Annotated in this window: 17 protein-coding genes; 3 read left to right on the top strand and 14 right to left on the bottom strand. The window is 63.3% G+C overall.

What is annotated here, in order from left to right; all coding sequences use genetic code 11:
* Positions 1-56: 56 nt before the first annotated feature.
* The 6 genes from BHD08_RS07130 to ppc form a co-directional block, all read right to left on the bottom strand.
* Entirely contained in the window at positions 57-749 is a 693-nt protein-coding gene (locus tag BHD08_RS07130; protein WP_125021296.1) for an extensin family protein, read from the bottom strand.
* Positions 750-822: 73 nt separating this feature from the next.
* Complete coding sequence (locus tag BHD08_RS07125; protein WP_125021500.1) at positions 823-1,620, bottom strand: DUF72 domain-containing protein; 798 nt, start codon at positions 1,618-1,620, stop codon at positions 823-825.
* A 74-nt stretch (positions 1,621-1,694) separates the two neighbouring features.
* Positions 1,695-2,039 (bottom strand): hypothetical protein, encoded by a 345-nt coding sequence (locus tag BHD08_RS07120; RefSeq protein WP_125021498.1) that lies wholly within the window; start codon positions 2,037-2,039, stop codon positions 1,695-1,697.
* A 64-nt stretch (positions 2,040-2,103) separates the two neighbouring features.
* Positions 2,104-2,781: a tRNA (adenosine(37)-N6)-threonylcarbamoyltransferase complex dimerization subunit type 1 TsaB gene (gene tsaB, locus BHD08_RS07115; RefSeq protein WP_015276417.1), complete on the bottom strand. Its 678-nt coding sequence runs from the start codon at positions 2,779-2,781 to the stop codon at positions 2,104-2,106.
* A gap of 144 nt (positions 2,782-2,925) precedes the next feature.
* The gene (adk, locus tag BHD08_RS07110; RefSeq protein WP_015276416.1) at positions 2,926-3,573 is read right to left on the bottom strand and encodes an adenylate kinase; all 648 of its coding nucleotides are present in this window, start codon (positions 3,571-3,573) and stop codon (positions 2,926-2,928) included.
* Positions 3,574-3,818: 245 nt separating this feature from the next.
* The gene (gene ppc / locus BHD08_RS07105; RefSeq protein ID WP_015276415.1) at positions 3,819-6,458 is read right to left on the bottom strand and encodes a phosphoenolpyruvate carboxylase; all 2,640 of its coding nucleotides are present in this window, start codon (positions 6,456-6,458) and stop codon (positions 3,819-3,821) included.
* A gap of 250 nt (positions 6,459-6,708) precedes the next feature.
* Here ppc and BHD08_RS07100 point away from each other — a divergent pair, with 250 nt between their 5' ends.
* The 3 genes from BHD08_RS07100 to BHD08_RS07090 all read left to right on the top strand — a co-directional run bounded on the left by BHD08_RS07100 (position 6,709) and on the right by BHD08_RS07090 (position 8,556).
* Positions 6,709-7,059 carry a pilin assembly protein gene (locus BHD08_RS07100; protein ID WP_125021295.1) on the top strand — a complete coding sequence of 117 codons (351 nt, stop codon included), beginning with the start codon at positions 6,709-6,711 and terminating at the stop codon, positions 7,057-7,059.
* A 275-nt stretch (positions 7,060-7,334) separates the two neighbouring features.
* Positions 7,335-7,727 carry a DUF4398 domain-containing protein gene (locus tag BHD08_RS07095; RefSeq protein ID WP_125021294.1) on the top strand — a complete coding sequence of 131 codons (393 nt, stop codon included), beginning with the start codon at positions 7,335-7,337 and terminating at the stop codon, positions 7,725-7,727.
* Between the two features lie 46 nt (positions 7,728-7,773).
* The gene (locus BHD08_RS07090; protein WP_015276412.1) at positions 7,774-8,556 is read left to right on the top strand and encodes an OmpA family protein; all 783 of its coding nucleotides are present in this window, start codon (positions 7,774-7,776) and stop codon (positions 8,554-8,556) included.
* An 88-nt stretch (positions 8,557-8,644) separates the two neighbouring features.
* Here the strand turns inward: BHD08_RS07090 and BHD08_RS07085 are convergent, their stop codons facing one another.
* The 8 genes from BHD08_RS07085 to BHD08_RS07050 form a co-directional block, all read right to left on the bottom strand.
* The gene (locus BHD08_RS07085) at positions 8,645-8,971 is read right to left on the bottom strand and encodes a hypothetical protein (RefSeq protein WP_015276411.1); all 327 of its coding nucleotides are present in this window, start codon (positions 8,969-8,971) and stop codon (positions 8,645-8,647) included.
* A 59-nt stretch (positions 8,972-9,030) separates the two neighbouring features.
* Positions 9,031-9,777, bottom strand: a complete 747-nt coding sequence (locus BHD08_RS07080; RefSeq protein WP_125021293.1) for a TIGR00266 family protein — start codon at positions 9,775-9,777, stop codon at positions 9,031-9,033.
* A gap of 56 nt (positions 9,778-9,833) precedes the next feature.
* Complete coding sequence (locus tag BHD08_RS07075) at positions 9,834-10,493, bottom strand: Bax inhibitor-1 family protein (RefSeq protein ID WP_125021292.1); 660 nt, start codon at positions 10,491-10,493, stop codon at positions 9,834-9,836.
* Between the two features lie 43 nt (positions 10,494-10,536).
* On the bottom strand, positions 10,537-11,832 hold the full coding sequence (locus tag BHD08_RS07070) for a flavohemoglobin expression-modulating QEGLA motif protein (RefSeq protein WP_125021291.1): 1,296 nt from the start codon (positions 11,830-11,832) through the stop codon (positions 10,537-10,539).
* 95 nt (positions 11,833-11,927) lie between these two features.
* Positions 11,928-13,430, bottom strand: coding sequence for a lysine--tRNA ligase (gene lysS, locus BHD08_RS07065; RefSeq protein WP_125021290.1), 1,503 nt, complete (start codon positions 13,428-13,430; stop codon positions 11,928-11,930).
* Between the two features lie 64 nt (positions 13,431-13,494).
* A protein-coding gene (gene prfB, locus BHD08_RS07060) for a peptide chain release factor 2 (RefSeq protein ID WP_125021289.1) occupies positions 13,495-14,590 on the bottom strand; the annotation gives its coding sequence in 2 pieces (ribosomal slippage) (positions 13,495-14,517 and positions 14,519-14,590; 1,095 coding nt in all).
* A 125-nt stretch (positions 14,591-14,715) separates the two neighbouring features.
* A complete protein-coding gene (locus tag BHD08_RS07055) occupies positions 14,716-15,432 on the bottom strand; it encodes a tellurite resistance TerB family protein (RefSeq protein ID WP_015276405.1) in 717 nt (238 codons plus the stop codon).
* Positions 15,433-15,464: 32 nt separating this feature from the next.
* On the bottom strand, positions 15,465-16,574 hold the full coding sequence (locus BHD08_RS07050; protein ID WP_125021288.1) for an NADH:flavin oxidoreductase/NADH oxidase: 1,110 nt from the start codon (positions 16,572-16,574) through the stop codon (positions 15,465-15,467).
* Between the last annotated feature and the right edge of the window lie 27 nt (positions 16,575-16,601).

Genomic DNA, 16,601 nt, shown 5'->3' with positions numbered 1-16,601 from the left:
CAGCAACGATGAAAACGGCGCATTGTGCCAGAGCATTCCCGGCAGCGCCCGAATGGTCAGCGGCACATGCCGAAACCGCCCATGTCGACATGAAAGTGGTCGTGATGGGCCGCGTTGTACTCCGGCCCGAGCGTGACGTTGAACGCATCGCAGGCTGCGTCACGGACCAGACGCAGAAAGCGCGCCTTGTCGCCGTCGCCCTGCCAGTCACGCGCCACGGTGATACGGGTGCCGTTTTTCAAGTGAAAGCCGGCCAGATCCAGTGCGTTGGCGCTGGCGTGCTGGCTGCGCCTATTACTGCGGGCAATGTTGCGGCAGGCGAAGCTGCCGAAATGATCGATGCGCACCACGGGCTGGCCGAACACCGCCTGCGCGGCCGGTTGCAGACCGTGCAGCTCGAACATCGCATAAGCCGCCGCCAGCGGGCAGGTGGCGAGAAAAGGTCCGTTGAAGCGCACGTCCGAACCCTGGACCCGCACGCTGTTCTCCACCGGACAGCCGGGCTCCGGGGTGCTGTCCGGCACGACGCCATAGCGCAGCGGCGCCGTAGCGAGCGCCTGTTCGCAGAGCGTTCGATCCTGCTGCAGGCGCCTGAGTTTGAGGGGCGTCAACAGATTCGGCGGCTCACGGATGTCCAGCGGCGCCCAGGGATTCCAGCGCGGCGGGATGTCGATCAGTTGCTGCCGGACCGCCAGGGCGAAGCCGGCAAGCAGCAACAACAGGAGCAGAAAGAAGCGGCCAGAGGTCATTCCTTATGGGCAACGCCAGGCGCGCGAAGTTGGGGGCAGTGTTTTACAAAAGTGGTCGGGCCGCAGAGTTGACTCAATCGGCGAGCAAGGGCAGTTGCGGCGCGACCTGCAGCGAAGGCAGGGCCGGCAGGCCGGGCAAGCGCTCGCTCAGCAACCGATGAAAACGCATCGCCAGTTCGGGTGCGCGGTGATTGTCTGGCGTATGCAGATAGACGTGCGGCGCCTTGCCCGCCTCGATCCAGCCAGCCACCTTGTCCAGCCAGGGCGCCATGAACACATCGTTCGCTGTCAGCTGCGGGTGGCCGACGAAGCGCAGCTGCGGCGAGTCGCTGAATGCTACCGGGCGCACCGGCAGGCGCGGCTTCTTGCTCTGCGCATGCAACAGCGCCGGATCAGCGGACTGGCAACTGAACAACGCACGGGTATCTAGGCAGATGCGCTCGACGCCGCGATCACGCAGCAGTCGATTCAACGCACGTTCGCCCTCGCCCTTGTCGAAGAACGCCGGGTGTCGCACCTCGATTGCCAGCGGGTCGACGAAACCGTCGATAAATGCGGCAAGCTCGCCCAGTCTGGATGGCCCCACGCTGGCCGGCAACTGCAGCCAGAAGGGCGTTACCCTTCGCCCCAACGGCAGCAACAGCTGCCGGAACGCGCGTGCCTGCTCCAGCGCCGCGTGCAGATCGCTGGCTTGACTGATTTCACGGGGGAACTTGGCGCAGAAGCGAAAGCCTGCTGGCATCTGGCTGGCCCAGCGCCTGACCTTCTCCTCAGAGGGCCAAGCATAGAGTGTGGTGTTGCCCTCGACCGAGTTGAAGACCGAACAGTAACTGGCGAGGAAATCGGAAGCGGACGTGCCCGTCGGATACAAGGCACCCAACCAGGCACTCTCATTCCAGGAGGGGCAACCGAGGTAATAGGGAAGCTCTGGCAGATCGAACCGCCTCAGGCGTACAGGTCGAGTCCGAGCACTTCGGTGCCGTCGAAATCGACTCGGAAACTCGCCGTGCTGGTATAGCTGGCCAACGCCTGGGCGACCCGGCTGGACAATGGGCGCTCCGGCTGCGGCTCGTCATAGCGGAAGGCTGAGTAGCGCTCGACCAGAGCGCTGGAGTTGACCCGCTGCTGCGGACGATCAGCCTGAGGCTGGTAGTCCTGCCCGGAGCGGCTGCCGACCCCGCGCTGCGCCTGCGCGGCTCGCTGCGTTTCCCCATAGCTATCCGCCGCCCTGCCGGTACGGGCAGAACGATCCGTTGAATAGGGAACAGGAAAGGAGCTTTCGACGCGCATCATTTGACTCGATCAGAGGCCCGGCGACTCTAACGGGCAGTCAGGACTTTGGCAACGCCCCTCGTCATTTGATCCCTTTCGGTGTTGCGACGTTGTCGCGCAGATACACCGGCTGAGCCTGATCGGCCTCCAGCGCCTCGCCACGCTGCCAGGCGAAGGTCGCCAGATGCAGGAGATCCTCGGCGTGCGGCAACATGCCCGCGTCGCTTGCTCGCACGGCTGACGGAATCCGCTCGGCATAGCCCCAGCCGGTGCCGGCGCCGAACCATTCGCCGTCAGCAGCGCGTGGCAGAACGGCCTGCTCGGGCGGCAACACGGCCTCGCTACCGAGTAGCTGCATCTCCCCGCCCTGCTCGCGGTAACAGCCCCAGTAAACCTCGTCCATGCGCGCGTCGATGGCAGCCGCGACTTGTGCAGCGCCGTGCTCGCGCCAGGCGCGTTGGGCAATGGTCGCGAGAGTCGAAACCGGCAGCACCGGCCGCTGCAGCGCGAACGCCAGCCCTTGCACCACACCGATGGCGATCCGCACGCCGGTGAACGCCCCCGGGCCCCGCCCGAAGGCGATGGCATCCACCGCGGACAGTGCAACGCCGGCCTCGCCAAGCAGCGTCTGCACCATCGGCAGCAGTCGCTGCGCATGCAGACGCGGAATCACCTCGTAGTGGCTCAGCACCTTGCCGTCATGCAGCAGGGCGACTGAACAGGCTTCGGTGGCGGTATCCAGGGCCAGCAAGGTAGTCATCGGGTTGGTCCGGTCGGTGAAAAGGCGCCGATTCTAGCGTATTCGCAGTGCCGGTTCTTTCGTTGTTGCCCAGAGCCTCGGGCAAAAAAATGCCCGTATCGTTGGATACGGGCATCTTCATCGAACCGTGCAGCGCGGGTGCGATCAGCTCAGCGCGGCGAACACCTTGGCGGTGATCTCGTCTACCGAACCGACACCCTCGATACGGGCGTACTTCGGCGTGCCTTCGGCAGCGGCCAGGCTCTGGTAGAAATCCACCAGCGGCTTGGTCTGCGCATGGTAGACCGACAGGCGATGGCGCACGGTCTCTTCCTTGTCGTCGTCGCGCTGGATCAGCTCCTCGCCGGTTTCATCGTCCTGACCGGCAACCTTCGGCGGGTTGTGCTCGGTGTGGTAGACGCGACCAGAGGCCGGGTGCACGCGGCGACCAGCGATGCGACCGACGATTTCCTCGTCGTCCACGGCGATCTCGATCACGTTGTCGATACGCACGCCGGCTTCCTTCAGCGCTTCGGCCTGAGGAATGGTGCGTGGGAAGCCGTCGAACAGGAAACCGTTGGCGCAATCGGGTTGAGCGATGCGCTCCTTGACCAGATTGATGATCAGATCATCGGAAACCAGGCCACCGGCATCCATCACGCTCTTGGCTTTCAGACCCAGCTCGGTGCCTGCCTTGACTGCCGCACGCAGCATGTCGCCCGTGGAGATCTGCGGAATACCGAATTTTTTGGTAATGAAGCCAGCCTGAGTACCTTTTCCGGCACCGGGCGCTCCCAGCAGAATCACACGCATGATGAGTCCTCGAGTTTCTTAGAAGGGGGGTGACCCTGCCAGCGGTCCGGTACGGCTCGTCGCTGACGAATCAAAAATTCTGGTTTGCCGCCATGCGACAAAAGGTTGAACACGATACACAGCGCACCGGGACCGCACAAGCCGTCCCGAAAACGTCTATCGAACCTGATAAATGTCACGATTCGACGCAACTGGCAGCCAACGGCGGCGCCAGCTGACGCCGCCGGGCAGTGCGTCTCGCAGCCTCAACCGGTATTACGCAAACCTGCCGCGATACCTGCCACGCTGACCAACAAGGCCTGCTCGAGCGGGCTTTCCGCCGGGTTCTGCTGCTGCCTGGAACGGGCCAGCAGTTCGATCTGCAGCAGGTGCAACGGATCGAGATAGGTATTGCGCAGGCTGAACGCCTCCTGGGTCTTCGGGCTATGGTCGAGCAGATCGACCTGGCCGGTCACGCGGAGTACGGCACCGACCACCTGCGACAATCGGTCACGCAGATCGCTACCGAGCGAAAGCAGTTCCGGCTGTACCAGGCGCTCATCGTAACGCCGCGCGATATCGGCATCGGCCTTGGCCAGCACCATTTCCAACATGTCGATGCGCGTGGTGAAGAACGGCCAGCGCGCGCGCATCTCCGCCAGACAATCGCCCTCCCCGCGCTGCAGCGCGTTGTGCAATGCCTGTTCCCAGCCGAGCCAGGCGGGCAGCATCAGTCGCGTCTGGGTCCAGGCGAAAATCCAGGGTATGGCCCGCAAGCTTTCCACCCCGCCCTCCCGGCGTTTTGACGGCCGGCTGCCCAACGGCAGGCGTCCGAGCTCGAGCTCCGGTGTCGCCTGGCGGAAGTAGTCGACGAACAGCGGATGCTCGCGCACCACCCCCCGATAGGCCGCCACACCCTCGGCGGCTAGGCGATCCATGGTTTCGCGCCAGCCAGGTTCGGGCATCGGCGGTGGCAGCAGCGTCGCTTCGAGCACTGCCGCGAGATAGAGGTTGAGGTTCTGCTCGGCGATATCCGGCAAGCCGAACTTGAAGCGGATCATCTCGCCCTGTTCGGTGGTGCGGAAACGCCCGGCCACCGAACCCGGCGGCTGCGAGAGGATTGCCGCATGCGCCGGACCGCCGCCGCGCCCTACGGTGCCGCCACGGCCATGGAACAGCAGCAGTTCGACATCGTGCTCCCGACAAACCTCCACCAGCTGCTCCTGGGCACGGTACTGGGCCCAGGCGGCGGCCGTGGTACCGGCGTCCTTCGCTGAGTCCGAGTAGCCGATCATCACCTCCTGCGGCCCGTGCAGACGCTGGCGGTACCCTGGCAAGGCAAGCAGACGATCGATGATCGGCGCGGCATGGTTCAGGTCATCCAGGGTTTCGAACAGCGGCACCACGCGCATTGGCCGCTGCAGGCCGGCTTCCTTGAGCAACAGCTGCACAGCGAGTACGTCGGACGCCGCATGCGCCATGGAGATGACGTAGGAGCCCAGCGAGGCCGCGGGTGCTTCGGCGATCACCGCACAAGTGGCCAACACCTCCGCGGTATCGGCGGATGGGTGATAGTGCGCCGGCAACAGCGGACGGCGATTGCTCAGCTCATGCTGAAGCCAGTCCAGGCGCTTCTGTTCATCCCACTGCTGATAATCGCCGAGGCCGAGGTAATCGGTAATCTCGGAGAGCGCGGCGGCATGGCGCGCGGCGTCCTGGCGGATATCGAGACGCACCAGGAACAGCCCGAACACTGCCAGGCGCCGCAGACAGTCGAGCAGTGCGCCGTCGGCGATCATGCCCATGCCACAGGCATGCAGCGAGCGATAGCAGAGCTCCAGCGGCCGGCGCAGCTCGGCGCAATCCTGCAGCACCTCGATCGGTGCCGGCTGACCATGTTCGATAGCTGCGCGCGCCCATTCGCGGGTCGCACGCAAGCGTTGCCGCAACGGTTTGAGCAGTACCCGATATGGCTCGGCCGAATCGCCGCTCTGCCGCAGCAGTTCATCGCTGGCCTCGCGCATGGACAACGCGGTGATCAGCCCTTCGATCTCGCGCAGGTAAAGGTCGGCAGCCATCCAGCGTGCCGTCAGTAGCACCTCGCGAGACACCATTGCGGTCACGTTCGGGTTGCCATCGCGGTCACCGCCCATCCAGGAAGCGAAGCGGATTGGCGCAGCCTCCAACGGTAGATGCAGCCCCGTCGAACGCCTGAGGGTCGCATCGGCCTGGCGCAGCACATTGGGTATGGCCTTCCACAGCGAATTTTCGATCGCAGCGAAGCCCCAACGGGCTTCTTCCACCGGGGTCGGCCGGTTACGACGAATTTCCTCGGTGTGCCAGACCTCGGCGATCAGGCGCTGCAACTGCAAGGCGATCTTCGCCTGCTCGTCTTCGGAAAGGTCGGTGTGGTCGCGTGCCGCCAGCTGTTCGGCGATCGCGTCATACTTCTGGATCAGCGTGCGGCGTGACACCTCGGTGGGATGCGCGGTCAGTACCAGCTCGATCTCCAGACGACTGACCTGTCGCGCAATGAACTCGTCGCCGTGCCCAGCTGCTTTGAGGCGCTCGATAAGATCGGCAAAAACGCCTGTCTCGAAGGGTGCAGGCTCACCTGCCTTGCGGCGGCGTACCTGATGGTACTGCTCGGCGATATTGGCCAGATTGAGGAACTGGTTGAACGCCCGAGTCATCGGCAGCAGTTCGTTCTCATCCAGGCTGTCCAGCGTCTCGGCCAGCAGCTTGGCCCCATCGGCCGACCCTTTGCGTGCCGCCTTGGCACCCTTGCGGATGCGTTCGATCTTGTCGAAAAACTGGTCGCCATGCTGCGCACGGATGGTGTTGCCGAGCAATTCGCCGAGCAGGTGTACGTTGTCGCGCAGGCGTGCATCGATGATTTTCGCCATGACCTTCTTGCTCCTCCCGCCAATACGGCCAAATGAGTTTCGCGAGCCTCGTCCGAACTATGCGACCGGTGCGCCGCATTGCATCAGACGCTCCGCTGGGAAAACGATCCTGAACGGCTACGCTGAAAATATCTCCAACCAGAGTGCCCACCACGCCGGGCCATGACAAGACGTCAGTGTTGGCAACGTTGGGCAGCGGCATGAAAGCTACGTTTCATTACCGCTCGTAAGCGCGGGCAAAGGAGTAATCATGAGAATTTCCGAGCTTGTCAGCCATTGGGAACGGGACGCCAAAGGCCACATGAGTCAGACCACTTACAGCATTCCGCTGGACGTCGAAAGCGCGGCGCGGCTTGCGGCGCTTGCCGAGATGTACCCCAAGCGCAGTACCGAGGCGCTGCTCGGCGAACTGGTCGGCGCGGCACTTGAAGCCGTTGAAACCAGCCTGCCCTACGTGCGCGGCACGCAGGTGATCGCCACTGACGAACAGGGTGATCCGGTCTACGAGGACGTCGGCCCCACCCCTCGTTTCCTCGAGCTTTCGCGCAAGCACCTCAAGCGCATGCTCGACGAAGAGGCCTCGCCCACATCGTCTAGCTGAGCGGTAAGCACAGCCCTTGCCGCGCCGGCGCCCTGCCTGGGCGCCTCGCCTCCCCACCGCTGCGTAACCATTCCCAGCCTCCCGTACGGCAGGTCCCCGGCTGCTCATCCGTACCGACATCCTTCGTGACAGCCGCTCTAGCTCGGCAATTTGGACTGAACGATTGGCGCCGCCAGGCCTCACAAAAATATGTCCCGACATCGGTAGTGACCTAATCAGCACTGCCCAGCCAGGGACGGTAGCTATCCGTATGCCATTCGAACTGGAGACTGACCATGAACAAAGCTGTCGCAACCCACGCTTCGAGATTTCAGCTACCCAAGCTGGCAGCCATTGCCCTTGGTGGCCTGCTGCTGACGGCGTGTGCAGGCAACCCGCCGACCGAGCAGTTCGCCGTGACTGAATCAGCGGTGCGCAGCGCCGTGAGTGCCGGCGGCCCAGAGTACGCAGCGGTCGAAATGCGTGCCGCGCAGGAGAAGTGGAAGCAGGCTGAAATGGCCATGCAGAAGGAAAACTACGAAGAAGCCCGCAAGCTGGCCGAACAGGCCGAATGGGATGCCCGTGTCGCCGAACGCAAGACTGAAGCGGCCAAGGCTCAGAAAGCCGTCGACGACGCGCAGCAGGGAATCCAGGAACTACGCGAAGAAGGTATGCGTAACGTTCGCTGATTTCGCCAAGCCGCCATTCCATTTATAGCCATAGGATGAACTCGTCATGCACAAGCTCGTAACTCTACCTACCATGTTGGCCCTGAGCATCGGCCTGGTGGCCTGCGCCAACCAGCCCAACGAGAACCTGGAAGAAGCCCGCAGCAGCTTCTCTGCACTGCAAAGCGACTCGCGAGCCAGCAAAGTCGCCGCTCTGGAAACCCAGGACGCCAGCAACATGCTGGACAAGGCGAACAAGGCCTATCTCAACGATGCCGACAGGGAAACGGTCGATCAGCTGGCCTACCTGACCAAGCGTCGCATCGAACTCGCCGAGCAGACGATCGCTCTGCGTGCTGCCGAAGATAATCTGGGCAAGGCCTCCGCCCAGCGCGCCGAAGCGCGTCTGGAAGCCCGCGATGCTCAGATCCGCAAGCTCCAGGAAGACATGCAGGCCAAGCAGACCGAGCGCGGTACGCTGGTGACCTTCGGTGACGTGCTGTTCGATCTTGACCGCGCCGAGCTTAAGCCGGGTGGCATGCGCAGCGTGCAGAAACTGGCTGATTTCCTCAACGACAACGCCGAGCGCAAGGTGATCGTCGAGGGCTACACCGACAGCACCGGTTCCGCCGAATACAATCAGCGCCTCTCGGAACGCCGGGCCAACTCGGTGCGCGCCGCGCTGGTGAAGATGGGCGTCGACCCACAGCGCATCGTGTCGCAGGGTTATGGCAAGGAATACCCGGTAGCAAGCAACAGCGACTCGGCCGGCCGTGCCATGAATCGTCGCGTGGAAGTGACGATCTCCGACGACAACAAGCCGGTGGCACCTCGCTCGTCGATGCGCTGATCCAGCACAGTACCGGCTGAACGAACGCTCCCGACGCCATAACTCGCGTCGGGAGCGTTTTCGTTTCAGGTCGCGGCGCAGCCAGCCCTCAGCGCAGCAGGCCCGCCGGAACCTGTTCTTCCATACAGCGCACGGCGCGCTTCTTGTTGTCCACCAGCACACCGGTCAGGCCCTTCTGCTCGGTATCGAACAGCACCAGCACGCCATCGATGCACTGCGCCACCTGCGAGGCCGGCTTCAGCGATACCCGGTAGTCTTCGCCAGGAACGGTCTTGAGCATGGTGTAGTCCGCCAACAGCAGTGCGTCTTCAGGCTTGGCGATATGCACATAGCCGTAGTAGGTCAGCACGGCGACGGTGCCGACCACGCTGCCGATGGCGGTGAGGATCAGCGGAATGGGATTGCGTTCGGACATGGACGATCTCAGCGGGCCAAAGCGCGCATTGTGGCAAATTCGAGTGCTCCGGCGTCAGCTCATTTGCCGCCGGCACGGGTTTCGCCACGCGCCTGATAGGTGGCCTCATAGACCCGCTCGGCCAACCGCGAGAACGGCAAGCTCTGGATCCAGACGCTGCCGGTGCCCTTGAGCGTAGTCAGCAGCAGCCCTTCACCACCGAACAGCATGCTGCGCAGCCCACCAGCCAGCTGGATGTCGTAGTCGATGCCCGGCGTGAAAGCCACCAGACAACCCGTATCCAGGCGCAGGGTTTCGTTGTTCAGCTCCTTGCGGATCACCGTACCGCCGGCGTGAACGAAGGCCAGCCCGTCGCCATCCAGGCGCTGCAGAATGAAGCCCTCGCCGCCGAAGAAGCCGGCACCGATACGCTTGCTGAAGCTGATGCCGATCCGCGTGCCATAGGCCGCACAGAGAAAAGCGTCCTTCTGGCAGATCAATTGACCACCCAGCGCCGCAAGGTCTACCGGCACCACCGTACCCGGATACGGCGCTGCGAAGGCAACCCGTGCCTGTCCCTTGCCCTGATTGGTGAAATGGGTGAGGAACAGCGACTCGCCGGTGATCATCCGCTTGCCCATGCCCCACAGCTTGCCGAGCACACCGCTCGCCGAGCCATCGCCCATGCGTGCCTCGAAGCGCACGGCATCGGTCATGTAGTTCATCGCGCCGGCCTCGGCGATCACCGTCTCGCCGGGATCGAGGATGATTTCCACGCTCTGCGCGGACTGCCCGAGAATTTCGTATTCGAGTTCGTGACTGGCCACGGCGAGCTCCTGATCCTGTGATTGCAGCGCGGCGCGAGCGGCTTGGCTGCCCCTGCCTACTTGCGCCCGAGAATGCGCAGGATACGCAGGAACAGGTTGATGATGTCCATATAGAGCGCGGCCGCACTGTCGATGGCGTTGTCCAGCGTCTTGGGAATCTGGTTAGCCCGCCCCCAGTCGACGCCGACATATCCGCAGAAGATCAGCACGACGATCCAGTCGATCACGCCATGGTGGATGCCGAGGATGAACAGCTCGACCAGCTCGACGACGATCACCAGCAGCAGCGCCACTGTGAGCGCACCGGCAATGCTGGCAAAGAACCTCGGAAACAGCGTGCCCAGCAACATCATGCCCAGGGTTACCAGCGCGGTGATGCGGATCGCCTCATGCACCAGCGCGCTGTCGTAGCGGCTGACTACCAGGTTGACGACCAACCCGAACGGCACCACCACCAGGTTGTAACCAAGGAAGCTCACCCAGGGCTTGTTCGAGCGATGGAACAGCCAGGCACCGGTCAGGCAGCTGGCGAAGTAGCCGCCAACGAACAACCAGGGATGGATGCTGCGAATGGACTCGACGGGGATGTTGCCCACCATCCACCAGTTGACCCAGAAGCCCCAGCAAAGGGTCAGGCCAATGACGAGGTTGTAGGCGCCAGCCGAGAGGGTGCGGTCCAGCGGGCTGGACCGACGGGCAAAGACGGGGTTTTCCATGTCGTTACGCTTCCTTGCGTGAGGTGTATCCGGTTGTTCGGGATCAGAGAATGTTGGCGTAGTCGGCTTCGATACGATCCAGACTCAGGTGATTGAGGAAGTTCGAGAAACACATCCAGGCCGATAGTGCGTTGAGATCCTGGAACTGCTGCGGCAGGTACTTGGGCGGCACCACCATGCCTTCGTCCACCAGCTGGCGCAGCGTGCGCATGTCCTCCAGCGTGGTCTTGCCGCAGAACAGCAACGGGATCTGCTCGAGCTGGCCCTTGCGCACGGCGAGCTGGATGTAGTTGTAGATCATGATGAAGCCCTTCAGATAGGACAGGTCCTTGGTGAAGGGCAAGCCATCCGGCGTCGAGCCACGGAACACGCGGCTGGCGTTGCTGTAGCTCTCGTCGTCGCCATAGCCCTGCTCGCGGAAGAAGGCGAACACGTCGAGAAAGTCGGCCCCCTCCTCGGCCATGTGAATGGCGCGGGTGCGGTTGGTCAGCTTGCGCAGGCGCGTCGGGTAGGAGGCGAAGGCGATCACCTCCATCAGGATTGCCAGACCTTCCTGAGTCACCGTGGAAGACGGCGGCCCCTTGGCGAGGAAGGTGCAGATCGGCTGGTTCTGCCCGTTGAGTGTGGTGCCGACATGCACCAGCCCTTCGTGCACTTCCAGCGCGCGCACATCACGCTCGTTGAACAGCGCATCGCTGCGGATCTTGATGTAGTCGGCGCCAGCCGCGGCATCGGCGAGGATGCCGTCGGATTCGAAGACACGGATCACGCCCTCGCCTTCGCCGAACACCACATCCAACCGCTTCTGCAGCAGCTCGACGGCCTGCGGCGCGGTTAGATTCTTCGGCTCGTCACGCAGGTCGCCGCGATCAGCGATGTTGTTCAGGTAGTCGGAGAGCATCAGGCCGAGGTCGGCCAGGGTTGGATCGCCCGCGTGGAAGGCATCGGATGCCGCGCCGTAGAGCTCCTGGGAGATCATGCCGAAGTCCGGCGTGCCCCGCGCTTCGAGCATGCGGATGACCATGCGGTATTCCTTGCACATGCGCCGCATGATCTGCCCGACCGGGTTGAACTGGCCGAGCTGACGGGTAATGTCGCGCTCGATGTCCTGGAATTCCTGCTTCTTCGCGCTGGAATCGAAGGCCAGTGGCCGACCCTCGTAGTAGCCGCGATCGATCTTCGGCAGCTCACGGCCCTTGGCGGCGAAAAAACCCTGGCGGGTACTCTCGTCCCACTTGACCGCGTCCAGCACGCGCACCGGGGTTTGCGCCTCGACGATGCGGTCGGAGAGCGCACGCACGATGCTCTGGTATTCGTCCAGGTTGTTACGGGTGTTCATCACTACCTCTTCACGGATGATCCGTACCGTTGAGGTTATACCCGCAGATGCCTGCGCCAGCACACTGCGGGTTGGTGACCTTCGCAGTCAGTGGATCAGACTTCCGGTCGCATGTGCGGGAAGAGGATCACGTCGCGGATCGACGGCGAGTTGGTCAGCAGCATCACCAGGCGGTCGATACCGATGCCCTCGCCGGCAGTCGGCGGCATGCCGTATTCCAGTGCACGAACGAAGTCGGCGTCGAAGTGCATGGCTTCGTCATCGCCGGCATCCTTGTCCGCTACCTGGGCATGGAAGCGCTCGGCCTGATCCTCGGCGTCGTTGAGCTCGGAATAGGCGTTGGCGATTTCACGACCACCGATGAACAGCTCGAAGCGATCGGTAACATTGGGGTTGCGGTCGTTGCGGCGCGCCAGCGGCGAAACCTCGAACGGGTACTCGGTGATGAAATGCGGCTGCTCCAGCTTGTGCTCGACCAGCTCCTCGAAAATCATCACCTGCAGCTTGCCCAGCCCTTCGTGGCCGAGCAGCTTGGCGCCGGCCTTCTTGGCGATGGCACGAGCCTTCTCGACGTCGTTCAGGTCATCCGCGGAGATTTCCGGGTTGTACTTGAGGATCGAGTCGAACACAGACAGCCGCGCGAACGGCTCGCCGAAGTGGAAGACCTTGTCGCCATAGGGCACGTCGGTGCTGCCGAGCACGGCCTGGGCCAGCTCGCGGAACAGCTCCTCGGTGAGGTCCATGTTGTCCTCGTAGTCGGCGTAGGCCTGGTAGAACTCGAGCATGGTGAACTCGGGGTTGTGCCGGGTCGAGACGCCTTCGTTACGGAAGTTGCGGTTGATCTCGAACACGCGCTCGAAGCCGCCCACTACCAGACGCTTCAAGTACAGCTCCGGCGCGATACGCAGGAACATCGGCATGTCCAGCGCATTGTGGTGCGTCTCGAACGGCTTGGCCGCGGCGCCGCCGGGGATGGTCTGCAGCATCGGCGTTTCGACTTCGAGGAAGTCACGCTCGGCGAGAAATTTGCGGATATGCGAGATGACCTGGGAGCGCACGCGGAATGTTTCGCGGACTTCCTCATTGACCATCAGATCGACGTAGCGCTGGCGATAGCGCTGCTCGGTGTCGGTCAGGCCGTGGAACTTGTCCGGCAGCGGACGCAGCGACTTGGTCAGCAGACGCACGCTGTTCATGTAGACGTACAGGTCGCCCTTGCCGGAGCGCGCCAGTGTGCCCTCGGCGGCAATGATGTCGCCCAGGTCGAAGTGCTTGACCGCCTCGACCTGCTCGGCCGGCAGCGTCTTGCGATCGACATAGACCTGGATGCGCCCGCTCATATCCTGCAGCACCATGAACGGCCCGCGGTTGAGCATGATGCGCCCGGCGACCTTGACCGGAATGGCCGCCGCCTCCAGCTCCTCCTTGGTCTTCTCGGCGTACTGTTTCTGCAGGTCGCCTGCATAGCTGTCGCGACGGAAGTCATTGGGGAAGGCATTGCCCTGCTCGCGCACGGCAGCAAGCTTTTCCTTGCGCTGGGCGATCAGCTTGTTTTCTTCCTCTTGGATGGCGTGCTGGTTCAGCGGTTGTTCGCTCATTGCGGGTCGTCCCGGTCAAATCGTTTCAATGGGGGTGCTTGCGGCTTGAGGCTTGCAGCTGCTCTCAGAGCCCCTGTTTCAGGCTGGCTTCGAGGTACCCGTCGAGGTCGCCGTCGAGCACCTTCTGGCAATCGCTGCGCTCCACACCGGTACGCAGATCCTTGATGCGCGAGTCATCAAGCACATACGAGCGGATCTGATGGCCCCAGCCGATATCGGACTTGGTGTCTTCCAGCGCCTGGGACGCCGCATTGCGCTTCTGCATTTCCTGCTCGTACAACCGGGCCCGCAGCATCTTCATGGCGGTGTCCTTGTTGGCGTGCTGGGAACGTTCGTTCTGGCAGGCCACCACGGTATTGGTCGGCACGTGGGTGATACGCACGGCCGAATCGGTGGTGTTGACGTGCTGACCACCAGCGCCGGAGGAACGGTAGGTGTCGATGCGCAGGTCGGCCGGGTTGATCTCGATCTCCACCTTGTCGTCGATCTCGGGCGATACGAATACCGCTGAGAACGAGGTGTGGCGACGGGCGCCGGAGTCGAACGGGCTCTTGCGCACCAGGCGGTGCACGCCGATCTCGGTGCGCAGCCAGCCGAAGGCGTATTCGCCCTTGATGTGCACCGTGGCACCCTTGATGCCGGCAACTTCGCCCTCGGACAGCTCGACGATCTCGGCAGTGAAACCGCGCTTGTCGGCCCAGCGCAGGTACATACGCAGCAGGATGTTGGCCCAGTCCTGGGCCTCGGTACCGCCGGAGCCAGCCTGGATATCGAGGTAGCAGTTGTTGGGGTCCATCTCATGGCTGAACATGCGGCGGAACTCGAGCTTCTCGAGAATTTCGCGCAGGCGCTCGACTTCGGCCACGATATCGCTCACCGCGCCTTCGTCGTTTTCTTCGGCGGCCATGTCGAGCAGGTCGCGCGAATCGGCCAGGCTACCGGTCAGATCGTCGATGGTTTCGACAATCTGCGCCAGGGTGGCGCGTTCACGGCCCAGGCTCTGGGCGTATTCGGGCTTGTTCCAGACGTTGGGGTCTTCGAGTTCGCGGTTTACTTCGACGAGACGATCATGCTTCTGATCGTAGTCAAAGATACCCCCGAATTGACAGGGTGCGCTCGGACAGGTCCTTGATGCTGTTAAGGATCGGGTTGATTTCCATAGGTAGGCAGCTCTCAATCGGACGGTGCAAAAGCCGGCGATTATAACTCAGCCAACCCGTGCTGACAGCCCGCCAGGCGTGCCGGCGGACGGTCAGAAAAACGGATTTGCACTCGTAATGCTTGATCAGGCGCTCACGCCGCGTACCTGGCTTTCCAGTTCGGCTTTGAGGTCTGGGTCGAGTTGCAGGCAGCGCGCCAGTTCGTCGAGGTAGGCGCGCTCCATGAAATGCTCCTCGTCGACCATCAGCACGCTGGCCAGGTACATCTCCGCAGCCAGCTCCGGCGTACTGGCGCTACTGGCCACATCGGCCGGGTCCAGCGGCTTGTTCAGCTCAGCCTCCAGCCAGTGCTGCAGATCAGCATCGGCCAATTTGCCCAGCTCTGCCTCGATCAGCTGGCGCTCACGGGCATCGACATGGCCGTCGGCCTTGGCCGCTGCCACCAGTGCCTTGAGAATGCCCTGACTGTGCACCTCGACCTCTGCCGGCGGCAGGCGATCGATTGTCTGTGGCGTCTGCTGCTGCGTCCCGCCCTGCTGCGCCTGCCAGTTGCTGTAGGCCTTGTAGGCCAGCACGCCAAGCGCCGCCAAACCGCCATAGGTCACCGCCTTGCCGCCCATCTTGCGCACCTTGCGGTTGCCCAGCAGCAGGCCCATGGCACCGGCGGCCAGCGCGCTGTTGCCACTGCCGGAAAGCACCTTGCCGAGCGAACCGCCACCGACACCGGAGAGCAGGTCGCTCAAACCACCACCGCCGGGTTTGCCGCCCATGCCGGATTGCTGCTTCTGCAACAGGTCCTGCCCGGACTTGAGCAGTTGATCGAGAAGGCCACTGGTTTTCATCGGATTCTCCGCGTGAATGACGTAAAGGATTGCTAGTCGAACGATTCGGGCACCTGCCGAATCGGCGTGTCGCGATGGGCGGCGCGCACGTATTGCGCCGGCCAGGCCACGGAACCGTCGCGCAGGTCCTCGGCGGCATGCAGTGGCCAGTAGGGATCGCGCAGCAGTTCGCGGGCGAGCAGAATCAGATCGGCCTGGCCGGTGCGCAGGATGTGCTCGGCCTGCACCGCCTCGGTAATCATGCCAACCGTGCCGGTGGCGATGCCCGCCTCCTTGCGCACGCGCTCGGCGAACTGGGTCTGGTAGCCCGGCCCGACTGGAATATCGGCGTTGGCCGCGGTGCCGCCCGACGACACATCGATCAGGTCGACGCCAATTTCCCTGAGCCGCCGTGCAAGCTCGACCGTTTCGTCTGCGTTCCAGCCGTCATCGACCCAGTCGGTCGCCGAAAGACGGACGAACAGCGGCAATTCCTCGGGCCAGATCTGACGAACGGCTGCCGTAACCTCCAGCAGCAAGCGGATACGGTTGTCGAACGAGCCGCCATAACGATCCTGCCGCTGGTTGGACAAGGGCGAAAGGAACTGATGCAGCAGGTAGCCGTGGGCCGCATGTACCTCAGCCACCTTGAAGCCGGCCGCCAATGAGCGCTCGGCCGCCTCGACGAAGGCCTGCACGACGCCCGCGATGCCGGCGTCGTCCAGCGCCGTCGGCACGGCATGTTCAGGCGAGAAAGCAATGGTCGAAGGACCGACCGGGGTCCAGCCCCCAGCGGCGATCGGCACGCTGCCGTGCTTGCCGAGCCAGGGCCGCCAGGTGCTCGCCTTGCGCCCGGCATGGGCCAGCTGCACGCCGGCGAATGCGCCCTGCGCCTCGATGAAGCGGGTGATCCGCCGCAATGGCTCGACATGCTCATCGGACCAGATGCCGAGGTCGTCCGGCGAAATACGCCCCTCGGGGCTGATCGCCGTCGCTTCGATGATCACCAGCCCGGCGCCACCGACGGCCCGACTGCCCAGATGCACCAGATGCCAGTCGTTGGCCATCCCGGCCTTCGCCGAGTACTGGCACATGGGCGATACGGCAATCCGGTTGGGCAGTTTGAGCTGGCGCAGGGTAAGCGGCTGGAAAAGCTGGGACATGTCGGCCTCTACTGTCGGGAATGCGGA

It is taken from the genome of Pseudomonas sp. SCT (genome assembly GCF_003864275.1).
GTDB classification, from domain to species: Bacteria; Pseudomonadota; Gammaproteobacteria; order Pseudomonadales; family Pseudomonadaceae; genus Stutzerimonas; species Stutzerimonas stutzeri_AE.
The sequence above is the reverse complement of the archived record's forward strand: the minus strand, read 5'-3'. Positions and strand labels throughout refer to the sequence as shown.